The organism is Paenarthrobacter sp. C1 (genome assembly GCF_049315185.1).
Classification (GTDB): domain Bacteria; phylum Actinomycetota; class Actinomycetes; order Actinomycetales; family Micrococcaceae; genus Arthrobacter; species Arthrobacter nicotinovorans.
Genome location: NZ_CP186052.1, coordinates 4,398,763 through 4,419,649, shown reverse-complemented (window position 1 = coordinate 4,419,649; position 20,887 = coordinate 4,398,763). Strand labels below are relative to the sequence as shown.

General features: G+C 64.6%; 20 protein-coding genes and 1 riboswitch. Of the genes, 10 read left to right on the top strand and 10 right to left on the bottom strand.

Annotation, left to right across the window (positions count from 1 at the left end; all coding sequences use genetic code 11):
• Nucleotides 1-33 precede the first annotated feature (33 nt).
• The 5 genes from ACNAOU_RS20635 to ACNAOU_RS20615 all read left to right on the top strand — a co-directional run bounded on the left by ACNAOU_RS20635 (nucleotide 34) and on the right by ACNAOU_RS20615 (nucleotide 5,312).
• Nucleotides 34-1,761 carry an ABC transporter family substrate-binding protein gene (locus tag ACNAOU_RS20635; protein ID WP_422757644.1) on the top strand — a complete coding sequence of 576 codons (1,728 nt, stop codon included), beginning with the start codon at nucleotides 34-36 and terminating at the stop codon, nucleotides 1,759-1,761.
• 192 nt (nucleotides 1,762-1,953) lie between these two features.
• Nucleotides 1,954-3,009, top strand: a complete 1,056-nt coding sequence (locus tag ACNAOU_RS20630) for a Gfo/Idh/MocA family protein (protein WP_275776792.1) — start codon at nucleotides 1,954-1,956, stop codon at nucleotides 3,007-3,009.
• Nucleotides 3,010-3,142: 133 nt separating this feature from the next.
• Nucleotides 3,143-3,877, top strand: coding sequence for a hypothetical protein (locus ACNAOU_RS20625; protein WP_055973528.1), 735 nt, complete (start codon nucleotides 3,143-3,145; stop codon nucleotides 3,875-3,877).
• A gap of 89 nt (nucleotides 3,878-3,966) precedes the next feature.
• On the top strand, nucleotides 3,967-4,518 hold the full coding sequence (locus ACNAOU_RS20620; protein WP_018779854.1) for an RNA polymerase sigma factor: 552 nt from the start codon (nucleotides 3,967-3,969) through the stop codon (nucleotides 4,516-4,518).
• Nucleotides 4,515-5,312 carry a hypothetical protein gene (locus ACNAOU_RS20615; RefSeq protein ID WP_422757643.1) on the top strand — a complete coding sequence of 266 codons (798 nt, stop codon included), beginning with the start codon at nucleotides 4,515-4,517 and terminating at the stop codon, nucleotides 5,310-5,312. Before ACNAOU_RS20620 ends, ACNAOU_RS20615 begins: the two co-directional genes overlap by 4 nt.
• Before the next feature lie 121 nt (nucleotides 5,313-5,433).
• Here ACNAOU_RS20615 and ald read toward each other — a convergent pair whose 3' ends face one another.
• Complete coding sequence (gene ald, locus ACNAOU_RS20610; protein ID WP_018780201.1) at nucleotides 5,434-6,552, bottom strand: alanine dehydrogenase; 1,119 nt, start codon at nucleotides 6,550-6,552, stop codon at nucleotides 5,434-5,436.
• A 208-nt stretch (nucleotides 6,553-6,760) separates the two neighbouring features.
• Between ald and ACNAOU_RS20605 the strand changes: the two genes are divergently transcribed.
• Nucleotides 6,761-7,975, top strand: a complete 1,215-nt coding sequence (locus ACNAOU_RS20605) for a PucR family transcriptional regulator (RefSeq protein WP_413306426.1) — start codon at nucleotides 6,761-6,763, stop codon at nucleotides 7,973-7,975.
• Nucleotides 7,976-8,243: 268 nt separating this feature from the next.
• Here the strand turns inward: ACNAOU_RS20605 and ACNAOU_RS20600 are convergent, their stop codons facing one another.
• Nucleotides 8,244-9,425, bottom strand: a complete 1,182-nt coding sequence (locus tag ACNAOU_RS20600; protein ID WP_413306423.1) for a hypothetical protein — start codon at nucleotides 9,423-9,425, stop codon at nucleotides 8,244-8,246.
• Nucleotides 9,426-9,440: 15 nt separating this feature from the next.
• Nucleotides 9,441-9,591: riboswitch (cyclic di-AMP (ydaO/yuaA leader) on the bottom strand.
• A 128-nt stretch (nucleotides 9,592-9,719) separates the two neighbouring features.
• On the bottom strand, nucleotides 9,720-9,950 hold the full coding sequence (locus ACNAOU_RS20595) for a hypothetical protein (RefSeq protein WP_413306420.1): 231 nt from the start codon (nucleotides 9,948-9,950) through the stop codon (nucleotides 9,720-9,722).
• Nucleotides 9,951-9,996: 46 nt separating this feature from the next.
• On the opposite strand from ACNAOU_RS20595, the gene ACNAOU_RS20590 reads away from it, so the two are divergent.
• Nucleotides 9,997-11,061: an ATP-dependent DNA ligase gene (locus tag ACNAOU_RS20590; RefSeq protein WP_422757642.1), complete on the top strand. Its 1,065-nt coding sequence runs from the start codon at nucleotides 9,997-9,999 to the stop codon at nucleotides 11,059-11,061.
• Between the two features lie 15 nt (nucleotides 11,062-11,076).
• On the opposite strand, the gene ACNAOU_RS20585 is transcribed toward ACNAOU_RS20590, so the two are convergent.
• The 6 genes from ACNAOU_RS20585 to ptsP form a co-directional block, all read right to left on the bottom strand.
• Nucleotides 11,077-11,340 (bottom strand): DUF6480 family protein, encoded by a 264-nt coding sequence (locus ACNAOU_RS20585; RefSeq protein WP_422757641.1) that lies wholly within the window; start codon nucleotides 11,338-11,340, stop codon nucleotides 11,077-11,079.
• A gap of 133 nt (nucleotides 11,341-11,473) precedes the next feature.
• On the bottom strand, nucleotides 11,474-12,277 hold the full coding sequence (locus ACNAOU_RS20580; protein WP_422757640.1) for an alpha/beta fold hydrolase: 804 nt from the start codon (nucleotides 12,275-12,277) through the stop codon (nucleotides 11,474-11,476).
• Nucleotides 12,278-12,362: 85 nt separating this feature from the next.
• Nucleotides 12,363-12,608 carry a hypothetical protein gene (locus tag ACNAOU_RS20575; RefSeq protein ID WP_018780193.1) on the bottom strand — a complete coding sequence of 82 codons (246 nt, stop codon included), beginning with the start codon at nucleotides 12,606-12,608 and terminating at the stop codon, nucleotides 12,363-12,365.
• Between the two features lie 80 nt (nucleotides 12,609-12,688).
• A complete protein-coding gene (locus ACNAOU_RS20570; RefSeq protein WP_064723662.1) occupies nucleotides 12,689-13,096 on the bottom strand; it encodes a helix-turn-helix domain-containing protein in 408 nt (135 codons plus the stop codon).
• A 34-nt stretch (nucleotides 13,097-13,130) separates the two neighbouring features.
• Entirely contained in the window at nucleotides 13,131-13,409 is a 279-nt protein-coding gene (locus tag ACNAOU_RS20565) for an HPr family phosphocarrier protein (protein ID WP_018780191.1), read from the bottom strand.
• 29 nt (nucleotides 13,410-13,438) lie between these two features.
• Nucleotides 13,439-15,124, bottom strand: coding sequence for a phosphoenolpyruvate--protein phosphotransferase (ptsP, locus tag ACNAOU_RS20560; protein WP_039243295.1), 1,686 nt, complete (start codon nucleotides 15,122-15,124; stop codon nucleotides 13,439-13,441).
• 129 nt (nucleotides 15,125-15,253) lie between these two features.
• Between ptsP and ACNAOU_RS20555 the strand changes: the two genes are divergently transcribed.
• From ACNAOU_RS20555 to ACNAOU_RS20545, 3 genes are all read left to right on the top strand, one after another.
• Nucleotides 15,254-15,976, top strand: coding sequence for a TetR/AcrR family transcriptional regulator (locus ACNAOU_RS20555; protein WP_422757639.1), 723 nt, complete (start codon nucleotides 15,254-15,256; stop codon nucleotides 15,974-15,976).
• 66 nt (nucleotides 15,977-16,042) lie between these two features.
• Nucleotides 16,043-18,061 carry a PTS mannitol transporter subunit IICBA gene (locus ACNAOU_RS20550; RefSeq protein WP_064723661.1) on the top strand — a complete coding sequence of 673 codons (2,019 nt, stop codon included), beginning with the start codon at nucleotides 16,043-16,045 and terminating at the stop codon, nucleotides 18,059-18,061.
• Nucleotides 18,061-19,209 carry a mannitol-1-phosphate 5-dehydrogenase gene (locus ACNAOU_RS20545; protein ID WP_422757638.1) on the top strand — a complete coding sequence of 383 codons (1,149 nt, stop codon included), beginning with the start codon at nucleotides 18,061-18,063 and terminating at the stop codon, nucleotides 19,207-19,209. The genes ACNAOU_RS20550 and ACNAOU_RS20545 overlap by 1 nt, the downstream gene beginning before the upstream one ends.
• A 119-nt stretch (nucleotides 19,210-19,328) precedes the next feature.
• On the opposite strand, the gene cycA is transcribed toward ACNAOU_RS20545, so the two are convergent.
• Entirely contained in the window at nucleotides 19,329-20,792 is a 1,464-nt protein-coding gene (gene cycA / locus ACNAOU_RS20540; protein ID WP_422757637.1) for a D-serine/D-alanine/glycine transporter, read from the bottom strand.
• Nucleotides 20,793-20,887: the final 95 nt, after the last annotated feature.

Here is a 20,887-nt window from a genome sequence, read left to right as displayed (position 1 = left end):
AGATATTTCAGTCGTAAACATGAAGGGCAAACCATGAAGAAGTACACGACGATCGGCGGCGTAGCACTCGCAGCAACGCTCATGCTGACCGCTTGCGGCGGGGGAACGCCGTCGGGTCCTGCCTCCCAGAAGGCAGAAGAGAGTGGCGGCGACATCAGCAAACTGATTAGCGTCAACGCCAAAGAAACAAAGGATCTGGAACAGGGCGGCACGGTCACTTTGGCCGTCGGAAGCATTGGCCCGGACTTCAACGGCTTCTCCAACGTGGGCAACAGCGCTGATACTTCGGCCGTGATGACTCCGGTCAACACCGCTGCGATCAGCAGCGGCGGCATCGGCGGCTGCTGGAAGTTGGACTTCAACGGCAAGGCAGAGCCGAACAAGGACTTCTGCGAATCGGTGACCAGCGAAGTCAAGGACGGCAAGCAGACCATCACCATCAAGGTCAACGACAAGGCGACCTGGAACGATGGCACTCCCATTGATGTGAAGACCTTCGAGAACACGTGGAAGATGCTCCGCGGCGAAGACAAGTCCATCGACATCGTCACCGCTGGTGCCTACGCCTTCGTGGATTCGGTCAAGGCCGGTGCCAACGACAAAGAAGTCATCGTCACCACAACCCAGCCCGTCTTCCCCCTTGAAGGTCTCTTCTTCGGCCTGATCCACCCCGCCATCAATACACCCGAGATTTTCAACAAGGGCTTCGCGGGAGAAATGCACCCTGAATGGATGGCAGGTCCGTTCAAGGTGGAGAACTACGACACCACTGCCAAGACCGTCACGATGGTCCCGAACGACAAATGGTGGGGCCAGAAGCCGGTTCTCGAGAAGGTCATCTGGCGCCAAATGGAGCCGAGCGCGACCATCGCAGCGTTCAAGAATGGTGAGATCGACGCGACGAGCGGCCGTACTCTTGGCCGTTACAAGCAGCTCGAGGGCACCAAGGACGCTGACGTTCGCCGCGGCCAGCGCCTCTTCGCTGGTGGCTTGAACCTGAACGCCAAGCGCCCGGCCTTGACGGACGTTGCCGTTCGTAAGGCAATCTTCACCGCCGTCGACCGCAAGGCCATCCGCGACGTCCGCTTCAACGGCCTGAACTGGTCCGAAGAGAGCTCGGGCTCCATGATGCTCATGCCGTTCTCCGAGTACTACCAGGACAACTACCCCGTGAAGGATACGGGCGCTGAGGCTGCCAAGAAGGTCCTGACTGACGCCGGCTACACGGCCAACGACAAGGGCATCATGGCCAAGGACGGCGTCCCTGTCTCCTTCAAGATCACCAACTTCGGTGACGATCCCACCACGGCTGCAACCTCTCAGACCCTGCAGAAGCAGCTCCAGGCAGCCGGCATGGATGTTGGCATTGACCAGCGCGGTGACGCCGACTTCGGCAAGGTGGTTGGATCCCGCGAGTTCGATGTGACCATCTCCGGTTACACCGTGGGTGCGGACGCAACGGACGCCGTGAAGCAGTACTACGACTCCACCACCAACGAGAACGGCCTGGGCGATGCTGAGCTCGACGCCGAAATCAAGCGCCTTGCCACCATCGCCGACGATACGGAGCGCAACAAAGCGGCCATGGACGTCGAAAAGAAGCACATGGAGAAGTACTTCTCCATGGGAACCGTGCTGAACGGCCCGGAGATCCAGTTCGTGCACAAGGGCCTGGCCAACTATGGCCCGTCCCTGTTCAAGAGCCTCTCCAACGTTCCGGACTGGACCACCCTCGGCTGGGAAAAGGGCGCCAAGAAGTAGCCCCGCAGCCGTAGTTTCCTGAAGGCCGGGAATCTCCCTGAACCTGATCATCGGTTCGCGGAGGTTCCCGGCCTTCGCCGTCCCCATCGCTTGCTCACGTTCCGCGTGCTTGAGCCAATCGCTTGCTCACCCGGTGATGGAGGGTTGCCGGAAAGGGGCTATTACGTGAGCGAGGATCGGTAGCCTAGGGTCATGACTTCCCAGCCGATCCGTACCGCAGTCGCAGGCTTTGGACTTTCAGGCAGTGTCTTCCACTCGCCCTACATCTCCGCCAACCCTGCCTATGAGCTCGCCGTCATCGCCACCTCGGACGCGGAACGGCAGGCCAAGGCCAAGGAACGCTATCCCCGGGCGAAGATCGTCAACACCCCTGCCGACGCCCTGGCCCTCGCCGATGAACTGGACCTCATCGTCCTCGGCACACCGCCCGCAACCCACTACCCGCTTGCTAAAGCCGCGCTGGAAGCCGGGCTCGACGTCGTCGTCGATAAGCCGTTCGTCACCTACAGTGCGCAAGGCGAGGAACTGATCCAGCTGGCAGCCAGGCTGGGCAGGGTCCTCACGGTGTATCAGAACCGGCGCTGGGACGGCGATGCGCTCACCGTGCGGAAACTGCTCGACGCCGGGACGCTGGGTACCGTCACCCGGTTCGAGGTAGGCATGGAGCGGTGGGCGCCGGAAATTGCAAAAGCCTGGAAAGCCGGGGCCACGGTGGAGGACGGCGGCGGAGTCCTGTTCGACCTCGGGACCCACGTCCTGGACCTCGCCCTCCGGTTCTTTGGCCCGGCTACGGTCACCTACTCCGAAATTGCTGCCCGCCGCCCCCAGGAGAACGCCGACGACGACGTCTTCCTTGTCCTCCGGCACGACTCCGGTGTAATCACCCACGTCACCATCAACCTCAATAGCCACCTGCACGGCCCGCGGTTCCGGATCCTGGGCACGCAGGGTGCTTTCGCGAAGTTCGGCACGGACCCCCAGGAGCCGTTTGTCCTGGGTGGCGGGTTGCCCACGGACCCGCAGTACGGCGTCGAGCCTGAAGAGGACTACGGCATCCTGGAGGTGGACGGCCAGCGCTCCACCATCCCCACCGAGCGCGGCGCCTACCCGGAGTTCTATCGCTTCCTCGCGGAAAAGCTCGACGACGGCGGAACCGCCTCCGCGCATCCGGCACCTGTGGATCCGGCGGACTCAGTGGAGGTCCTGAAACTCATTGAGCAGGCCCGGGATCTGGCCCGAAAAAAATAAATCTGCACGAGGCGTAACCTCACCAACGCCCCCAGCGATGTAAAGGGAGTGCGGGCCACGTCCGCACGCTGATCATCCGGCAGCCACCCAACAGCTGCCGGGGCAATCCCAAAATCGTTTGTCGGAGGGTTTCATGTCCTTGTTCACTGTCCTTGCCACCAGCAAAGTCGCCGCAGGCGTCCTGGCTGCCGGAGCTGTTGCTGTCGGCGGAACCGGCGTCGCTGCCTTCAATGGCGCTCTTCCCACCGAAATCCAGCAGACCGCCCACGACGTCGTAGGTGCACCTGCCCCCCTCGCTGCCGGAACTGCCGGTGAAGCAGCCGACGCAGCGGAAACTGCCCAGGCCAAGGCGGCAGACGCCGTCGAGACCGCCAAGGCAACAGCGAGTGACGCCGCAGAAGCCGGCAAGGCAACCGCGAAGGATGCCAAGGGCGAAGTCAGCGGCGCTGCCGGTGACGCAATCAACGACGCCAAGGCAGCCCTCGAAGATGCCACGTCGCCTGAAGCATTCGGACTGTGCACTTCCTTCCTCAACGGCGGCTTGAAGGCCGACACCAAGGTTGCCGGCTTCAAGTCACTGACCATTGCTGCCGGTGGCGAGGCCAACGTCGAGGCGCACTGCGAAGCCGTGGTGGAAGCCGGCAAGGCTGCCGGACTCAAGGCTGACGGCAACGCCAAGGCCGACGCCGACGCCGATGCCGATGCCTCCGTTACGTCCGGACTTCCGGCCACGCCTGCGGTCCCGGCTGTTCCGGCCGCTCCCGCAGTGCCCGCCGTGCCTGCAGTCCCGGCCGTACCGTCGCTGCCTACCCAGGTCCCCACTGAGCTGCCGGCTGTTCACGGAGCACCCGTCGATTCTGTCCGCTAAGCGGAGAACGGCTACGGTTTAAAGGCAGGGCTCCTTGGCTTGATGACAAGGAGCCCTGCCTCATAACGCGGGATGGGAGGCGTCCACGGGTGCTTGAACCCTTGGCTGATGAATATGTGCAGGCGGATCACGACGATCCCGCGCTGCTCTTCACTGCTGCCTACAACGCCTTCTCCGGACCGGTCTTTGGCTATCTCAAAGCACGCGGCGTGGACGATCCCGAGGCCGTAACGCAGGACGTCTTCCTTGCCCTCTACCCCAAACTGGAGACCCTCCACGGCGGGTTGCAGGGAGCCAAGACATTGCTGTTCACCATTGCGCACGCCCGGCTGGTGGATCACTACCGGAAGCGCGAACGAACCCCCGATTCCACGCCGTACGAGGCTGACTTCGACACCCGGCGCTCACCGTCGGCCGAAGAGCAGGCATTCGGAAGGGCGTCCGGTCTGGGGGTTACGGAACTTTTGGAGGACCTGACCGAGGATTATCGGGAGGTCCTGGCACTGCGGGTCGTTGCTGACCTGTCGGTGGAAGAAACTGCGGACATCATGGGCAAATCCCAAGGGTCCGTGAAACAGCTGCAGCGCAGGGCATTGGGCGCATTGAAGAAACGTGCGCTACTAAGGAACGGCACATCATGAGCGAATACACCGCACCCGGTCGCGGCAATGACCAGCAGGCCATCGATTCCCTGCTGGCCGACGCCGGGCTTGAGGACAGCACGGACCTCCGCAGCGAACTTCTCGAGCTGCGCTCCCTGGCCGACACTGCTCCAATTCCGTCCGAGGCCGTCCGTGCTCTGATGGCGGGTGGGGCGATGGTTACCAGACCCGCTGCCGTAACGCCGCAAGTCCCGGCACCCGAGCAAACCCCGGCAACAGATGAGTTGGCTGCGCGGCGGTGGAAGAAGAGGCGCGCAGCCATTGCGGGCCTCGCCGTGGCGGTGTCGCTGGCCGGTGGCGCCACAGCGGCTGCCGCCTCCGAGGGCGGGATTCCCGGAGCTTTCCAGCATCTTGGCGCGGCCATCGGTTCGGTGGTTTCACAACTGGCTCCCGGCGCGGGCAATGCGCCGCAACCCGCCGCCCCTGCGGGATCGACCTCGGAACCCGGCCCTGCACATCAGGACAGCCAACCGGCAGTGGTTCCGGGACAGGCCAACCCCAGCCCGGCGGATCCCGGGAACCCCGACGGGACACCTCACGCTGAACCGCACCCGGCGACGCCCGGAAACCCATCCCAGGATCCCAAGAGCCCGTCGCACCCCGACCCTGGCAAGCGTGTGCTCCCCACGGCTCCCTCGTTGCCGGTCACGCCTCCGGAGATCGACCCCTCAAAGCTTGATCCCTCGAAGCTCGGGCCATCGGACATCCCCGTCCCGGTCCCGTCCCAGCTGATTCCCCCGGTCCCGGAAGCCCCGAAAATCCCAGCGAAGTGACAGTTAATGCCAAATGTTCCTTGGGAACATTGGCATTAACTGAGAACCCGGCAGGCGTTAAACCACGACGGCGGGGTGCGGCTTCACGTGGAAGCTGCACCCCGCCGTCGTGGTTGGCTGCTTAGGCGGAGACCAAGCTGTGCCAGTCGTTGACGAGGGGCAGGTTGTGCGCCTCGGAAACGGAGTGGTGTGCCACGTGGCCTGCGGCGATGTTGAGGCCGGCGGCCAGGGCGGGGTCGCGGTCGAAGGCGGCCTTGACGCCCAGGTTGGCCAGTGCCACGGCGTAGCGCAGGGTGACGTTGGTCAGTGCGTACGTGGAGGTGTTCGGAACGGCGCCAGGCATGTTGGCAACGCAGTAGAAGATCGAGTTGTGGACCTTGTACGTCGGTTCCTGGTGGGTGGTGGGGTGCGTGTCCTCGAAGCAGCCGCCCTGGTCCACAGCGATGTCCACCAGGACCGAGCCCGGCTTCATGCGGGAGACGAGTTCGTTGGTGACCAGCTTGGGAGCCTTGGCGCCCGGGATCAGGACGGAGCCGATCACGAGATCTGCGTCGATGACTGACTTCTCGATCTCGTAGGCGTTGGAGGCAACGGTCTTCAGGCGGCCCTGGTAGAGGGCGTCCAGTTCGCGCAGCCGGTTGATGTTGATGTCCATGATGGTGACATCAGCACCGAGGCCCAGCGCCATGGCAGCGGCGTTGGTTCCCGCAACGCCGGCGCCGAGGACAACAACCTTGGCCGGGCGGACGCCCGGTACGCCGCCCAGGAGGACACCCTTGCCGCCGGCCGGAGCCATCAGCGAGGAAGCGCCGACCACGACGGACAGGCGGCCTGCGACCTCGGACATGGGGGCGAGCAGCGGAAGTGTGCGGCCTTCCTGCACGGTTTCGTAGGCGATGGCCGTGACGCCGGAGTTGATGAGCTCGGCGGTGAGCTCGGGTTCTGCGGCGAGGTGCAGGTAGGTGAAGAGGATCAGGCCCTTGCGGAAGCGGTGGTACTCCGCGGCGATGGGTTCCTTGACCTTCATGACCATGTCCGCGCGGCCCCACACGTCATCGGCTTCGTTGACGATTTCGGCGCCGGCGATCGAGTATTCCTCGTCGGTGATGCCCGAGCCGAGGCCTGCGCCGCGCTCAACCAGAACGGTGTGTCCGTGGGTGCGGAATTCGTGGACGCCGGCGGCCGTGATGGCTACGCGGAACTCGTTGTTCTTGATTTCTTTGGGGACGCCGATGATCATTTGCTGGCTCCATCGTTAGCGGCCTGTTCGGCCGAATATTTGCTGCGGGCTGTGATTCCAGAATAAATCCGGCTGTGAGGCAGGCGACATGGATTCCCGACCGGCCCGGGAGCAAACCCCCGGAAATTCAAGGAACTCCTGCCGTCAAGCTCGACATTTGTCGAGCACCAAGGCGTCAGGTGTCGCCTGCTGTTGGTACGCTTTCCGGATGCAGCAAGACGTGGAACAGATCGTTGAACGCGTAGCACTGAAGCTCGGCCGCGGACTGTCCTTGGAGGACCTCGACGGCGTTCTTCTCGCCTACAGTTCCAACCAATCCCACGCAGACCGCGTCCGGGTGAACTTCCTGCTCAGCAAGCGCGTCCCCAGCGACGTCAGCGCCTGGCAGCTCTCGCACGGCATCTCCACCGCCGTGCGCCCCGTTGTGGTGCCCGCCAACGACGAACTCGGGATGCTCGGCCGCGTCTGTGTCCCCTTGTTGGTCCGCGGTTTCCGTGTGGGGTACTTGTGGGTGCAACAGGACCTTGAGGAGCAAAGCGCGACGGCGATCCTCGCCCAGTTGCCCGGCGTCCGGGACGAACTGGACCTGTTGGCGGGCTTGCTCCTGGACTCGAACACGGCCGAGTCCGAGTTCCGGCGCCGGCGTGAGCAGGAGTTCCTCTCGGCCTGTGGCGGCGAATCGAACGCCGTGGCGGCCGTTGCGGGGTGGAAGGAGATCCAAGGCCGCGGCCCGTGGCAACTGGTGACGATCCTTGACGCCGAAGGTGCCCGGTCCGACGTCGATCCCATCGCGGCAACCCTCACGCACCGCTCAGCCGCGCTGCAGTCCACTATCGGCGTGAACGCGGCTTTGTTCAGCGCGGGCACGGAAACCCACTCGGTGGTCCTGTTCCGGGAATCCGGAGGACGGGCAGACCACGCGCAGGTCCTGGTCCATTACCAGCTTGAGCTCGCCAAGCGTGCCGGCCGGACCGTGGACCGCGTCATCCTGGGGATCAGCGAACCCTTCCAGGTGATCAGGCAGCTCGCGGTGGCGTACCGGCAGTCCAAGGTTGCTGCGCAGGCGGCGGCCGTGGATGCGCAGCTCGGGGAACTGGTGGACAGCCGTTCCGTGGGCGTGTACCAGCTCTTTGACCGCCTGCTGGCACCGGGCGGCTGGGACGATACCGGCTCGGTGCATTTCCGCACGCTTGAGGACCAGGACAAAAACGGCGAGCTCCTGCCGGTCCTGGAGCTTCTCTACGACAACGACAGTGCCGTGCAGGATGTCGCCGAGAAACTTCACCTCCACAGGAGCAGCATCTACAACAGGCTCGGACGCATCCGCCAGCTCATCGGTGCTGATCCCTTGAACGGTGCCATCCGGCTTGAACTGCATGCTGCCTTAAAGGCGCGGCGCTGGGCCGGCAGGCCGCGGATCTGAGCCCGGACCGCGGATTTGAGCCGGACCCGCGGATCTAAGCACCGGCAAGACTCAGCGTAAGAAACAGATAAGGCAGGTACCCGCGCGGGTACCTGCCTTATCTGATGCCAATGCGCTGGCCTGGCCGTTCACGGGGGAACGCGTCAGGAGCGCCTCAGCCGCTGGCAACTCCAGCGGCCCAAACGGCGCCTGAACGTTGCCGTGCGGCTGCTGCTGCAGTACCGCCCGTGCCAGCCGGTGTGCACGTTGGTGCGGGGCAACCGCGTGCTCACTGCAGTGCCTTCTGTGCGGCGTCAAGGAGCGATTCCAAGGTGGACGCCTGCGGCTGAGGCGACGTGCCTGCGGTGGGCTTGCCGGTGGGCCGGGGCTTTGCCGTTTGCGTTCCCGTCGGTGTTGGCGTCGGGGTCGGCGTGGGAGTGGTGGTCGGCGTCGGCGTCGTGGTGGGCGTCGGTGTTGCCGGCGGTGTCGTGATCGTGTCCGAGGGCACGTCGCCGGGCGCCGGCGCAGGTTGGGTCGGAGCCGGAGTGCCGGCTACGGGGGACGGCGCTGCGACTGCCGGGGCGGACGCCGACGGGACCCAGACAGGGGCTGCCAGGGAGACGTGCGGTGAAGGAACCGACGACGGCGAAACCGCCACAGGCGATTCCGGTACCGTCGCCTCCGGTACCGTGGCCGGTTGGCCTGCTTCGGATGACGATTGACCCGACGACGACGGGGAGGACGCTGTGGTGTAGGAAGCCCGGGGCGCAGGGGCTGCCGAGCCCGGTTGGCGGTCCTCGCCACTCTGGCCGCCGTTGGCTTCCTGGGCCGGACTTTCCTGACCGAAGAACGGAAGCTCCAGTGCCTGCCCGACGGTTCCCGCAGTCAGTACCAGGCCCAGCGCTCCGGCAACCACTGCCATGCGCTGGCTCATGTGCTTCACCGACGCGGCTTTCCGCAGAACAGCTTGGGGTTCGCGGCCAAATGAGGAGGTGGTGCCGAGGGTTGATGCCGTTACCGGCGGAGGTGTCTTGCGGGATGCCGCCGGGGCCGGGGCAGCCGCTTCGGCTCCGGCTTCCCCGCGGGTGGCTGCCTTGCGGGCAGCAACCACGGGAATGGCTGACGTGGGAGGCCCTGGTGTGGTGGATGCCGGAGCTGCGGCCCGCGCGGCTTCGACTACCGGAATCGCTGCGGTTGCCGGCTCCGGGCCTGCGGTTGCCGGCTCCGGAAGCGCAGGGGCCGCCTTCGGCTCGGCAGGGGCGATCACAGCCCTTGCCGCACGCTCACGCTCAGCGGCCCGGGCCGCAGCCCGCGTGGTGGGCGCAGCCTTAGCGGGTGATGCCGGAGTGGGTGCCGTTACGGTGGGGATCGCCGTCGTGGCTGGTTCCGGGGATCCGCTGGGTTGGGCCCGACGGCGTCCGGTTGGCTTGGTGCGCTCGCGCTCGAGTTGCGCGCGGCGTGGGTTATCCATGGTTGGGGACATGGTTGTGCCTCTCAACGCCTGCGAGGTTAGCTGTCGGGTTCGGACGAGGCCGTCCGGCCGCGCGTGGCGGCTTCACCCCAAGGGCTTGCGGAGAAAACAAGCCCGGGAAACTGTGGGTCCCCCGTCTCTGCCGCGGGTCTGGCGGATCCTGGATTGCGGCAGAGCCCGGCGTCAATCCAGAAGCGGCCCAGCGGAGATCGGGTCGCCCTATGACCGTACAGGAGGCGGAAAGTAAAGTCACATTAATGTAACGGGCGGTAGTTCTGCCCCCGCGGGAGGGTGCTACCGCTTAGGCTTCGGGGCCGGCGCGGGGGCGGGGAGTTCGTGTTCGATTTTCCGGACCTGGTGGGCCTGATGTGTGGCAGGGCGGAAGACTTCGTCTGCGATCCCCAGCATGCCGCCTGCTGCGGCCCGCCGGACGCCGCGCTTGTTCTCCCGCGCAATCCAGTACCAAAGCGCGCCCGTGAGCGCGGGAACTCCGAGCACTGCTGCCAACACGGCCAAGATGTCCATCCGCCAACACTAGCCTTGGGCACGTACTGGCCGGTAGACATGAGCTATGGACCTACCAGTGATGCCGCCCGTTTCGCCCATGCTCGCCAAGTCCGTCCCGAACATCCCCGACGTTGGGCATTACGAGCCCAAATGGGACGGATTCCGGACCATCGTCTTCAAGGACGGGGACGACATCGTCCTGGGCAGCCGCAACGAGAAGCCCATGACCCGCTACTTCCCGGAGCTGGTGGAAGCGCTGAAGAAGAACCTTCCGGACAAGTGCGTTGTAGACGGCGAGATCATCCTGATCCAGGGCAACAGGCTTGAGTTCGAGGTGCTGCAGCAGCGAATCCATCCCGCGGACAGCCGGGTTCGGATGCTTGCGGAGAAGACGCCGGCGTCCCTGGTGGCGTTCGACCTGCTTGCCCTCGGCGATGAGGATCTGACCGGCCGGCCCTTCGCCGAGCGGCGCGCGGCCTTGGAGAAAGCCCTCGCCGACGCCCGGCCTCCTGTGTACGTAACGCCTGCGGTGACGGACCTGGGGCGCGCCAAGGAATGGTTCGTGCAGCTTGAGGGAGCAGGCCTCGACGGCGTGCTGTCGAAACCGCTCGACGGCACCTACCAGCCGAACAAGCGGGTGATGTTCAAGACGAAGCATGAGCGGACAGCCGATTGCGTGGTGGCCGGGTTCCGTTGGCACAAGACCGCGAAAGTTGTGAGGTCGATGCTCCTGGGGCTCTACGACGACTCAGGCCGGCTTCATCACGTCGGCGTCGTGGCGTCATTCCCCATGGCAAAGCGGGAGGCGTTGGTGGCGGAGCTTGAGCCCTATCAAGTGGAACTCGGCGACCATCCGTGGGGCGAGTGGGCCAAGCAGGACGATTCGCCCGGGGGGTCACGGATGCCCGGGGCGCAGAGCAGGTGGAGCGCTGGAAAGGACTTCTCCTTTGTGCCGCTGCGCCCCGAACTGGTGATCGAGGTGGCCTACGACTACATGGAGGGTGACCGGTTCCGCCACACGACGCAGTTCCGTCGGTGGCGGCCGGACCGGACTCCTGAAAGTTGCACGTACTCGCAGCTGGAAGAGCCTGCGGAGTACGACCTTGGGGAGATCCTGAGCCTGCCGTAGTGGCCCGGCGGGGAACTACTCCTCGTGCCCCTGGTCGCTGCTCATGCTGCCTTCGGCGGGCGCGGTTTCTCCCGGGGGCACGCCGCCGCCTGGCTCGAGGCCTGTGACGTTTCCATCCAGGGGGTCGGGATTGGCCGAGGAAGCGGGGTCGTCGTCCTCGTCCTGGCGCATGTCGGGATCTTCGTGGATGCTGTCCGCGTCGGCGGTAGTGTCGATGGGTCCACTGGCGCCGCTCACGCCGAAGGTACGGGGATCGTCTTCCGGGTCATAGCTGGTCATGGTGAGCCCTTTCGTAAGTAAGCTTACTAATTAGCTTGCTCCGCCAGCCTATCCGGGACGGGCCGCGCCAACAAGGCCGTCCGCAGAGGTGCCCGTGCCAATGCGGCTCCCTGCGCCTCGGCGTCCTGCTTGCTCAGCGGTGCCGGGTGGTGGCGTTGACGAAGCTGCGGATGGCGTCCGCCACGGCTTTGGGGCGCATGTGCTGGGCAACGTGGCCGACGCCGGGAATTTCCACCAGGCGCCCTTGGGCCACCGCCCGCGAAAGCCTCAAGGACCAATCCGGTCCGGCAACATGGTCGCGGCTTCCCCGGAGAACCAGGACCGGGACATCGATGCCGGACAGCCGATCCAGGGTCGGGTACTTCATCATCACGGGCAGTTCGGTGACGTACCAGCGCGGTCCGCACCGGAAGTAGTCCCCCATGACGATCCAGTTGGACGAAGGACTCTCGCGGAGGATGCCATCCAGCGTCAGGGCAATCGACTGCTGCATCACGTTCTTGTGCCGCGAATCGACAACCGGCCCCATGAGCACAAGCTGCCGTGCACTTTCCGGCCGGTGCAGTGCAGCCTCAATGGCGAACTGCACCCCCATGGAGTGGCCTACCAAAATGTAGGAGTCGATGCCGCGGGATGCCAGGGCCCCGGCAATGAAGGCACCGTAGTCCTCGACCTGGAGTTGCCTGCCGGGTCGGGGAGTGCCGCCGAAGCCCGGCAGGTCGAAGGAGTACGTGGGCGCATGCGCCGCCAGCACGGCGTGCAGTCGTGCCAGGTACCGGTGGGAAACCCCGATGCCGTGGATCAGGATGTAGGCAGGCTTCTCTGCCGACCCGGCCCCGGCCCCGGCCGCGGACCCGGGTTCGGGAGACCCCTCGGTCCAGAAGATGCGTCCGGTGAGGCCATGGGCCTCTATGTCGGAGGACAGTAGCGCGCTCATGCGGGACAAATGACGGAAAAGTACCTTGAAGCCATACAGCTATTGAACAGCATGCTGTCGGTTTCGGAGGGCTCGCCGGTGCGAGCTAGTCCCGCGCGGCGTCGTCCGATTCATTGGAGTCGGCCGGCCGCGCATCAGCTGCCTTCGCAGCGTCAGCCGCCTCCCGGCGTCGTGCGATTTTCGATTCGGTCCACATGGTGACCGCCACGAACACCGTGCACGCGAACATGAAGGTGGCCACAAAGTTCAATCCCATGGCTGAGCCCAAGGGTATGGCAAGGGCAAGCGCAGCCAAACCGGCCACGATATGCCACCCTTTGAAATTGCCCACCGATCAAGCGTAACCCCGGGCTTTACAGGTCCCCGCCTGTTGGCTGGGATCGTTGCTTGATCCTTATCACTCGGACGCTTTCAGTCGCTTTCCGCAGCCTCCGCGGCGGCGGTTTCGTCCTGCTTGCGCTTCTGGGTTTCCAGCCACGCAATGATCGCCGCCTGCCGGATCCGACGATGCGTTCCCCGGTACTCCACCGGAATCTCGCCACGGTCGGTCATGTTCCGCAGATAGGTGTGCGAGATCCCGGCAAGCTCCGCAGCCTGCGAAGTCGTCAGCATTTCCTCCACGCTGCTGACGGTCACCGTTTCGCCCCGCCCGAGCCTCGCAAGGAGGTCGACGACGGCGTCCCGCGCCTGATCGGGCAGGCGGTGGACCGTGCCGTCCACGAACACGGTGATGTCGTCGCTGTCGTTGAGGGAGCGCGCCAGGTTCCGGGCGTCGTCGGCGGGGAGGCCCGCTGTGACGCGGGGAGCTATCAATGCCATGGCAGAAGCCTAGCCTGCGGCGTGGAGGAAGAACTTACTCCGCGTCCAGATCCGTTTCCAGGAGTTTCACCAGTGCGTCCAGCGCGGCATCGGCACCGTCCCCCTCGGCCCGAAGCACCACCACGTCACCCTTTGCAGCGCCGAGGGTCATAAGCGAGAGGATGCTGGCCGCGTCCATCGCTTCGTCCTCGGGCTGGCCCTGCATGGCGATGGTGACATCCACCGGCTGCTCGCCGGCTGCCTCAGCGAACAGGGCAGCGGGCCGGGCGTGCAGTCCGGAGCGGCTGGCTACGGTTGCTGTGCGTTCTGGCATGGTTTCTCCTTGCGTTGGTGCGGGAAGGGTTAGAGGCCGAGCTCTTCGAGCACGGGGAGCTTGGCGCGGACCCAGTCGCGTGCCTCGGTGGCGCTGGGGGCGGAAAGAGCCAGGCGTGCAAGTTCCTGCGCCTGCTCCAGCGTGACGGTCTTCAGCACGGTCCCGACCGCGGCCAACGAGCGCGCGGTCATGGACAGTGTGGTGACGCCCAGTCCGGTGAGGACGACGGCAAGGGCGGGGTCCGCGGCGGCCTCGCCACAGACGCCAACGGGCTTGTTGTTGCCCTCCTGTGCCGAGCCTTCCACGGTGAGCTGCACCAGCCGCAGCACCGCGGGCTGCCACGGAGTGTTCAGGTCCGCGAGGGGGCCCAGCTGGCGGTCGGCGGCCATGGCGTACTGGGTGAGGTCGTTCGTGCCCAGGGACGCGAATCCCACTTCACGCAGCACGGTTGCGGCCGTCAGCGCAGCGGAGGGGACCTCCACCATTACGCCTGGCGTCCGGATTCCCGCTGCTGCGCAGAGCGAGGCAAAGCGTCCTGCCTCGGCAGCTGTGGAGATCATGGGAGCCATGACCCACACATCGGCCTCGGATTCCGACGCGGCGCGGGCGATCGCCTCGAGCTGGCGTTCCAGGACGCCCGGGGTGGTGAAGTCGGTGCGGTAGCCGCGAACGCCCAGTGCAGGGTTGGGCTCGGTGGCATCCGTGAGGAAGGGGAGGGGCTTGTCGGCGCCGGCGTCCAGGGTGCGGAGGACCACCTTTTTGCCCGGGAACGCGTCAAACACGGCTTTGTAGGCGGCGGCCTGCTCATCCACGGAGGGCTCGGTGTCGCGCTCCAGGAAGCAGAATTCGGTGCGGAACAGGCCAACGCCCTGGGCGCCCAGCTTCGCAGCTGCCACGGCATCCTTGGCTCCGCCCACGTTGGCGAGGAGCGGGACCAGGTGGCCGTCCGCCGTCGTGCCGTTTCCGTCGAAGGCTGCCAGCGTCGCGGAGGTTTCCGCCCAGGCGGTGGCAAGTGCACGTTGTTCCTCGGTCGGTTCGACGGCGACGAAGCCGGCAGCGCCGTCCACATAAACCTCTGAGCCGTCCGCGATCCCGTCCACGCCGTGGGCCGCAACGACGGCGGGCAGGCCAAGGGAGCGCGCGATGATCGCCGTGTGGGACTGCGGCCCGCCGCCTGAGGTCACCAGCGCCAGGACAACTGCGGGATTCAAGGTCGCAGTGTCGGCGGGAGCGAGATCCTCGGCTACCAGGATGAAGGGTGTTTCGGAGGACGGGATGCCCGGTGCGGGGACACCCCGGAGTTCAGCGACAATGCGTGCGCGGACATCCAGGACGTCGGTGGCGCGCTCGGCCATGTAGCCGCCCAGGTTGTGCAGCATTTCGGAGACCGATGCGCCGGCTTCCCAGATGGCCCGTTCTGCGGAGGTTCCGGCGTTGACGAGTTTGCCCGCCGATTTCAGCAGCATGGTGTCTTTGGCCATGAGGGCCGTGGCCTCAAGGACCGCCTTGCCGTCGCCTGAGGCCGTGTCCGCGCGCGCCTTGAGTTCATCATGGACGGCTTGCGCCGCTGCCTTCAAACGCGCGACGGCGTCTTCCGGAGCGACGTCCGCGGCCAGGCGTTCCCCCGACGGCGGTTCACTCACCGGCTTGGGCATCTGGCGGACGGAACCCGTGATGCGGCCAGGGCTTACCCCAACTCCTTGGAAATTCTGCACTGAATCCTCTGTTCCTGCTTGTTGTTTCAGACCCGTCGGCGACGGCACCGGGAGCCTCTGTAACCAGCCTACAAAATTCCTTTGTGAGCCACTTCATATAGCAACGCTATAGGTGCTAGGGTAGCGGTTATGAGTTTCGATGACCAGCTTCCGCCTAAAATTCGGTTGCTTCGCGCAGCTGCCGAATTGCTGGCGAATTCGGAGGGGTCCGCGGTCTCAACGCGCCAGATCACCAAGCTTGCCGGTGTCACGGCGCCTACGCTCTACCACCACTTTGGTGACAAAGAAGGACTGTTCGACGCCGTCGTATCAGCAGGCTTCGAAGAGTACGTGGCGGGGGAGCGGGACTTTGCGCCGTCCGGGGAGCCCTTGGAAGACGTCCGGCGGATGTGGGACAACCACGTCCAGTTCGGACTGACCCAACCCCATCTGTACTTGGTCATGTTCGGCAACATCAGGCCGGGGAGCCGCCCAGCGATCGTGGCCGATGCTGAAGCGCTCCTGGAAGAGATGTTGAACAAGGCCGCCATCGCAGGTCAGATCAATGTGCCGCCCCGCGAAGCGGCACGGAGCATTCTCGCGGCCAACGTGGGCGTCACGCTCATGCTGATCGCTGAACCGGTGGAAGAACGGAACCTCGAGCTCTCAACGATGACCCGGGATTCCATGATTTTTGCCGTCTCCACGGAAACCGCCCGTGGCGCCGCAGCGGACGACTCCGGTAAGTCGTCGGTAGTTGTTGCGGCAATCGCCCTGAATGCGGCACTGCAGGCCTCGCATTCGGACCAACTTTCCAGCTCTGAACTGAAGCTTTTCCTGGAATGGCTTCACCGCATTTCCAGCAGCTCCTAGCTGCTCTCTCTCGATCTCTATATCGACTGACCCCGCGCCGCCGCGGGAAACACGTTAGGAATTCACATGGCAACAGAGACAGTTGCGAAGCCCCGCACCAGCGCCCGCGTTGGAGTCCAGAAGTTCGGAACATTCCTGTCCGGCATGATCATGCCCAACATCGGCGCCTTCATCGCCTGGGGCCTCATCACGGCCCTGTTCATCGAGAAGGGCTGGATTCCCGTCCCGGAACTCGGGGGCTATGGGACCAACGCCGAGGGTGTTGCCAACGTGGGCCTTGTGGGCCCAATGGTCAACTACCTGCTTCCGCTTCTGATTGCCTACACCGGTGGCCGGATGGTCTATGACGTCCGCGGCGGTGTGGTGGGTGCCATCGCCACCATGGGTGTCATTGTGGGCACGGGTATTCCTATGTTCATCGGGGCCATGATCATGGGGCCGCTGGGCGGCTGGACCATGAAAAAGATCGACAGCATCTGGGACGGCAAGATCCGTCCGGGCTTCGAAATGCTGGTCAACAACTTCTCCGCCGGTATCTGGGGCGGAATTCTGACCCTGCTCGGGTTCTACGGCCTGACCCCCGTAGTCAAGGCCTTCACAGCCGGTGCCGGCTCAGTGGTTCAGTTCCTGGTGGACAACGGCCTGCTGCCCCTCACCAGCATCTTCATCGAGCCTGCCAAGGTCCTCTTCCTGAACAACGCCATCAACCACGGCGTACTGACACCGCTGGGCATCCAGCAGTCGCTGGACCAGGGCAAATCCATCCTGTTCCTGCTCGAAGCCAACCCCGGCCCCGGCCTGGGCATTCTGCTGGCCTACATGTTCTTCGGCCGTGGTGCCGCACGGGCATCTGCTCCCGGTGCTGCGATCATCCACTTCCTGGGCGGAATCCACGAGATCTATTTCCCGTACGTCCTGATGAAGCCCATCCTCATCCTCGCTGCCATCGGCGGCGGCATGACGGGCATCGCTACCCTGGCCATCACCAACTCCGGTCTCGTGGCTCCGGCAGCTCCGGGTTCCATCATTGCCGTCATAGCCCAAACCTCACGTGACAGCTACGTGGGCGTGGTCCTCGCTGTCGTGCTTGCCACCACTGTGTCCTTCCTGATCGCCTCCCTGATCCTGCGCACGTCCAAGAACAAGGGCGACGACGATCTCAGTGAAGCCACGTCCCGCATGGAAGCCATGAAGGGCAAGAAGAGCTCCGTCTCCTCCGCCCTCGTGGGAGACCGGCAAGCAGCTCAGGGTGAAGGCACCGTCCTGACCCGTCCGGTCCGGAACATCGTGTTTGCCTGCGACGCCGGCATGGGCTCGAGCGCCATGGGTGCCTCCGTCCTCCGCAACAAGATCAAGGCGGCCGGCTTCCCGGACGTCAAGGTCACCAACTCGGCCATCGCCAACCTCAGCGACACCTACGACGTCGTGGTCACCCACCAGGACCTCACCGAACGTGCACAACCGCGCACGTCCAGCGCCGTGCACTACTCGGTAGACAACTTCATGAACAGCCCCAGGTACGACGAAATCGTTGACTTGGTACGTTCTAGCAACAGCGAAGGCGCTCCAGCAGCGGCTGCTCCTTCGGGGGCCGTCGAAGAAGCCCCCGCCCATGGTGCCCATGCCGCCGAGCCGGCTGCCGCCGTCGAAGGCAAAGGCGTCCTGCTTCGCGAAAGCGTGATCCTGAACGGCACCTCCCGCGACCGCGACAGTGCGATCGACGAGGCCGGAAAGCTGCTGCTGGACCGTGGCGCCGTGGATGTCAGCTACGTCCATGCCATGCACGAGCGTGAGGAATCCGTGTCCACCTACATGGGCAGCTTCCTGGCGATCCCTCACGGCACCAACGATGCCAAGGAACACATCAACCACTCGGCCGTGTCCATCATCCGGTACCCCGAGGGCATCGACTGGGGCGGCAAGCAAGTGAAGTTCGTAGTCGGCGTGGCCGGCATCAACAACGAACACCTCCACATCCTCTCTTCCATCGCCAAGATCTTCACCAACAAGGCGCAGGTTGCCCAGTTGGAGCAGGCAACCACGGTGGATGAAGTCCTGGAGCTGTTCGGAAAGGTCAACGCATAGTGAAGGCAGTCCATTTTGGGGCAGGCAACATCGGGCGGGGTTTCGTGGGGCTGCTGCTGCACGAATCCGGGTATGAGGTGGTGTTCGCCGACGTCGCGGATGCACTCATCAGCCAGCTCGCGGAGGCCAGCAGCTACGACGTCCATGAGGTAGGCGAAAACCCGGCGGTCAAGACCGTGGAAGGCTTCCGCGCCTTGAACTCGGCTGCACAGGAAGCGGCTGTTGTGGAGGAAATCGCGACGGCGGATGTGGTCACCACCGCGGTGGGGCCCCACATCCTGAAGTTCGTGGCGCCGGTGATCGTCCGCGGGCTGGCCGCCCGGCCCGCGGACCTCCCTCCGCTGCAGGTCATGGCCTGCGAGAACGCCATCAATGCCACGGATCTCCTCCACGTGGAGATCCGGGCTGCCTGGGACGATTCTGCCGGTGACCTGGACGCCGTCGCGGTTTTTGCCAACACCGCAGTGGACCGGATCGTGCCCAACCAGGCACCAGGCCAAGGCCTGGACGTCACGGTGGAAACGTTCTACGAGTGGGTCATCGACCGTACGCCGTTCCGCGGCAATGCGCCGAGCATCCCCGGCGCGACGTTCGTGGACGAGCTGGGACCGTACATCGAGCGCAAGCTGTTCACGGTTAACACCGGCCATGCGTCGGCTGCGTACTTCGGCTACGGTGCAGGGCTTGAGAAGATCTCGGACGCCATGGCCGATCCTTCCGTGGCCGCGAAGGTCCGGGCCGTGCTGGAGGAAACCAAGGAACTCCTGGTTGCCAAGCACGGTTTCGTGGAGGCCGAGCAGGAAGCGTACGTCCAGAAAATCCTGCAACGCTTCAGCAACCCGCACCTGCCGGATACCGTGAACCGCGTTGGCCGTGCGCCGCTGCGGAAGCTTGGCCGGCACGAGCGGTTCGTTGGTCCGGCGGCCGAGCTGGCAGAGCGGGGCGTCACCCCGGTGGCCCTGCTCGAGGCAATGTCGGCAGCACTCCGTTTTGACGACGGTGCCGATGACGAAGCCGTGGAGCTTGCCAGGATGCTTTCCGAACTGAACGCGGCCGCCGTCGTCGAACGCGTTACGGAACTGCCGCCGACGCACCCGCTGTTCCCCGCCGTGCAAAAGCTGGTGGAGGACCGGCAGGCGGAAGCCTGATCCTTTCCAGGATGGCCGGCACCGACGTCCGTTAGGGCCCGTCGCCAAGCGAAAGAGCGTATATGGGGCTGCCGTGCAATTCGCACCGCAGCCCCATATACGCTCTTGGCGCGTCCGGGCTACTTCGTCGCTGCGGAGGTTTCCGCTTCCGACATCGCCTTCCACTCAGCCACGCGGGCCTGGTGGAGCGGAGACTTGCGGACTACTGCGTACGCGACGCCGAGGATTGCGAACCAGATGGGTGTCACCAGCATTGCCGTGAGGGTGTCGGGCTGCGTAGTGAGCGCCCAGACAAGGAATGCGAAGAAGGCGAACACTACCCACACCATCGGAACGCCGCCGGGCATCTTGAACGGCGAAGCCGCGTGCAGCTCGGGGCGGCGCTTGCGGTACACCAGGTAGCTGGCCAGGATGATGGACCACACGAACATGAAGCAGACTGCGGACACGGTGGTCACCATGTCGAACGCCACGCCAACGTCCTTGCCCGCGTAGAGAAGCGCGACGCCGGCCAGCAACAGGACGCAGGAGAGGAACAGTGCGTTCTGGGGTACTTTGCGGCTGGAGAGCCGGCCGAAGAGTTTGGGTGCGTCGCCGTCATTTGCCAGGCCGTAGACCATGCGGGACGTCGAGTAGATGCCCGAATTGGCCGAGGACATGGCAGAGGTGAGCACCACCAGGTTCACCACAGTCGCTGCCATGCCCAGGCCCGCCAGGGAGAACATAGCGATGAACGGGCTCTGGCCTGCCTTGAATTCGGTCCACGGGGTGACCGACATGAGGATGATCAGGGCGCCTACGTAGAAGAGCATGACGCGCAGGGGAATGGCGTTGATGGCGCGGGGCAGGTTGTGCTCCGGGTTCTTGGTTTCTGCAGCGGCAGTGCCCACCAGTTCGATGCCCACGAACGCGAACACGGCGATCTGGAAGCCGGCCACGAAGCCCATGAATTCCTTGGGGAAGAAGCCGCCGTGGCTCCAAAGGTTGGTGAAGCTGGCGGTGCCTGCGTTGGACTGGAAGCCGGTGAAGATCATGACCAAGCCCACGACGATCAGCGCGACGATGGCCACGATCTTGATGAGCGCGAACCAGAACTCGGTCTCGCCGAAGGCTTTGACGGTGGGCAGGTTCAGGAGGAGCAGGATGATGATGGTGGCCAGGCCCGGGATCCACAGCTGGATTCCCGGCCAGAGCTCATTGGCGTAGCCCGCAATGGCGATCACGTCCGCAACGCCGGTGACTACCCAGCAGAACCAGTACGTCCAACCGGTAAAGAAGCCGGCCCACGGGCCCAGGAGGTCGCCCGCGAAATCGCTGAAGGATTTGTAGTTCAGGTTGGACAGCAGGAGCTGGCCCATGGCGCGCATCACGAAGAAGAGCATGAAGCCGATGATCATATAGACGAAGATCACCGAGGGCCCGGCGACCGAGATGGTCTTGCCGGAGCCCATGAAGAGGCCCGTTCCGATGGCGCCGCCGATGGCCAGGAGCTGGATGTGGCGGTTGCTGAGCGAGCGTGAGAGGTGGGGCTCGCTGTCCCTGCTGGAGGCGCGGAGCTGCCCCTGTGTTGTCTGGTCGGACATTAGTTCAAGAACCCTTCGGAGGAACCGTCAGAATAGTGACGGCCGTTACAAATCTGTCCGATAAAGCTATAGCTAATGTCTGACCAATGGCCAAT

What these genes read in the sequence shown, in the direction of transcription:
- ACNAOU_RS20635 (WP_422757644.1), top strand. Translation starts at nt 34, where the DNA reads ATGAAGAAGTACACGACGATCGGCGGCGTAGCACTCGCAGCAACGCTC.
- ACNAOU_RS20630 (WP_275776792.1), top strand. Translation starts at nt 1,954, where the DNA reads ATGACTTCCCAGCCGATCCGTACCGCAGTCGCAGGCTTTGGACTTTCA.
- ACNAOU_RS20625 (WP_055973528.1), top strand. Translation starts at nt 3,143, where the DNA reads ATGTCCTTGTTCACTGTCCTTGCCACCAGCAAAGTCGCCGCAGGCGTC.
- ACNAOU_RS20615 (WP_422757643.1), top strand. Translation starts at nt 4,515, where the DNA reads ATGAGCGAATACACCGCACCCGGTCGCGGCAATGACCAGCAGGCCATC.
- ald (WP_018780201.1), bottom strand. Translation starts at nt 6,552, where the DNA reads ATGATCATCGGCGTCCCCAAAGAAATCAAGAACAACGAGTTCCGCGTA.
- ACNAOU_RS20605 (WP_413306426.1), top strand. Translation starts at nt 6,761, where the DNA reads ATGCAGCAAGACGTGGAACAGATCGTTGAACGCGTAGCACTGAAGCTC.
- ACNAOU_RS20600 (WP_413306423.1), bottom strand. Translation starts at nt 9,425, where the DNA reads ATGGATAACCCACGCCGCGCGCAACTCGAGCGCGAGCGCACCAAGCCA.
- ACNAOU_RS20595 (WP_413306420.1), bottom strand. Translation starts at nt 9,950, where the DNA reads ATGGACATCTTGGCCGTGTTGGCAGCAGTGCTCGGAGTTCCCGCGCTC.
- ACNAOU_RS20590 (WP_422757642.1), top strand. Translation starts at nt 9,997, where the DNA reads ATGGACCTACCAGTGATGCCGCCCGTTTCGCCCATGCTCGCCAAGTCC.
- ACNAOU_RS20585 (WP_422757641.1), bottom strand. Translation starts at nt 11,340, where the DNA reads ATGACCAGCTATGACCCGGAAGACGATCCCCGTACCTTCGGCGTGAGC.
- ACNAOU_RS20580 (WP_422757640.1), bottom strand. Translation starts at nt 12,277, where the DNA reads ATGAGCGCGCTACTGTCCTCCGACATAGAGGCCCATGGCCTCACCGGA.
- ACNAOU_RS20570 (WP_064723662.1), bottom strand. Translation starts at nt 13,096, where the DNA reads ATGGCATTGATAGCTCCCCGCGTCACAGCGGGCCTCCCCGCCGACGAC.
- ACNAOU_RS20565 (WP_018780191.1), bottom strand. Translation starts at nt 13,409, where the DNA reads ATGCCAGAACGCACAGCAACCGTAGCCAGCCGCTCCGGACTGCACGCC.
- ACNAOU_RS20555 (WP_422757639.1), top strand. Translation starts at nt 15,254, where the DNA reads ATGAGTTTCGATGACCAGCTTCCGCCTAAAATTCGGTTGCTTCGCGCA.
- ACNAOU_RS20550 (WP_064723661.1), top strand. Translation starts at nt 16,043, where the DNA reads ATGGCAACAGAGACAGTTGCGAAGCCCCGCACCAGCGCCCGCGTTGGA.
- cycA (WP_422757637.1), bottom strand. Translation starts at nt 20,792, where the DNA reads ATGTCCGACCAGACAACACAGGGGCAGCTCCGCGCCTCCAGCAGGGAC.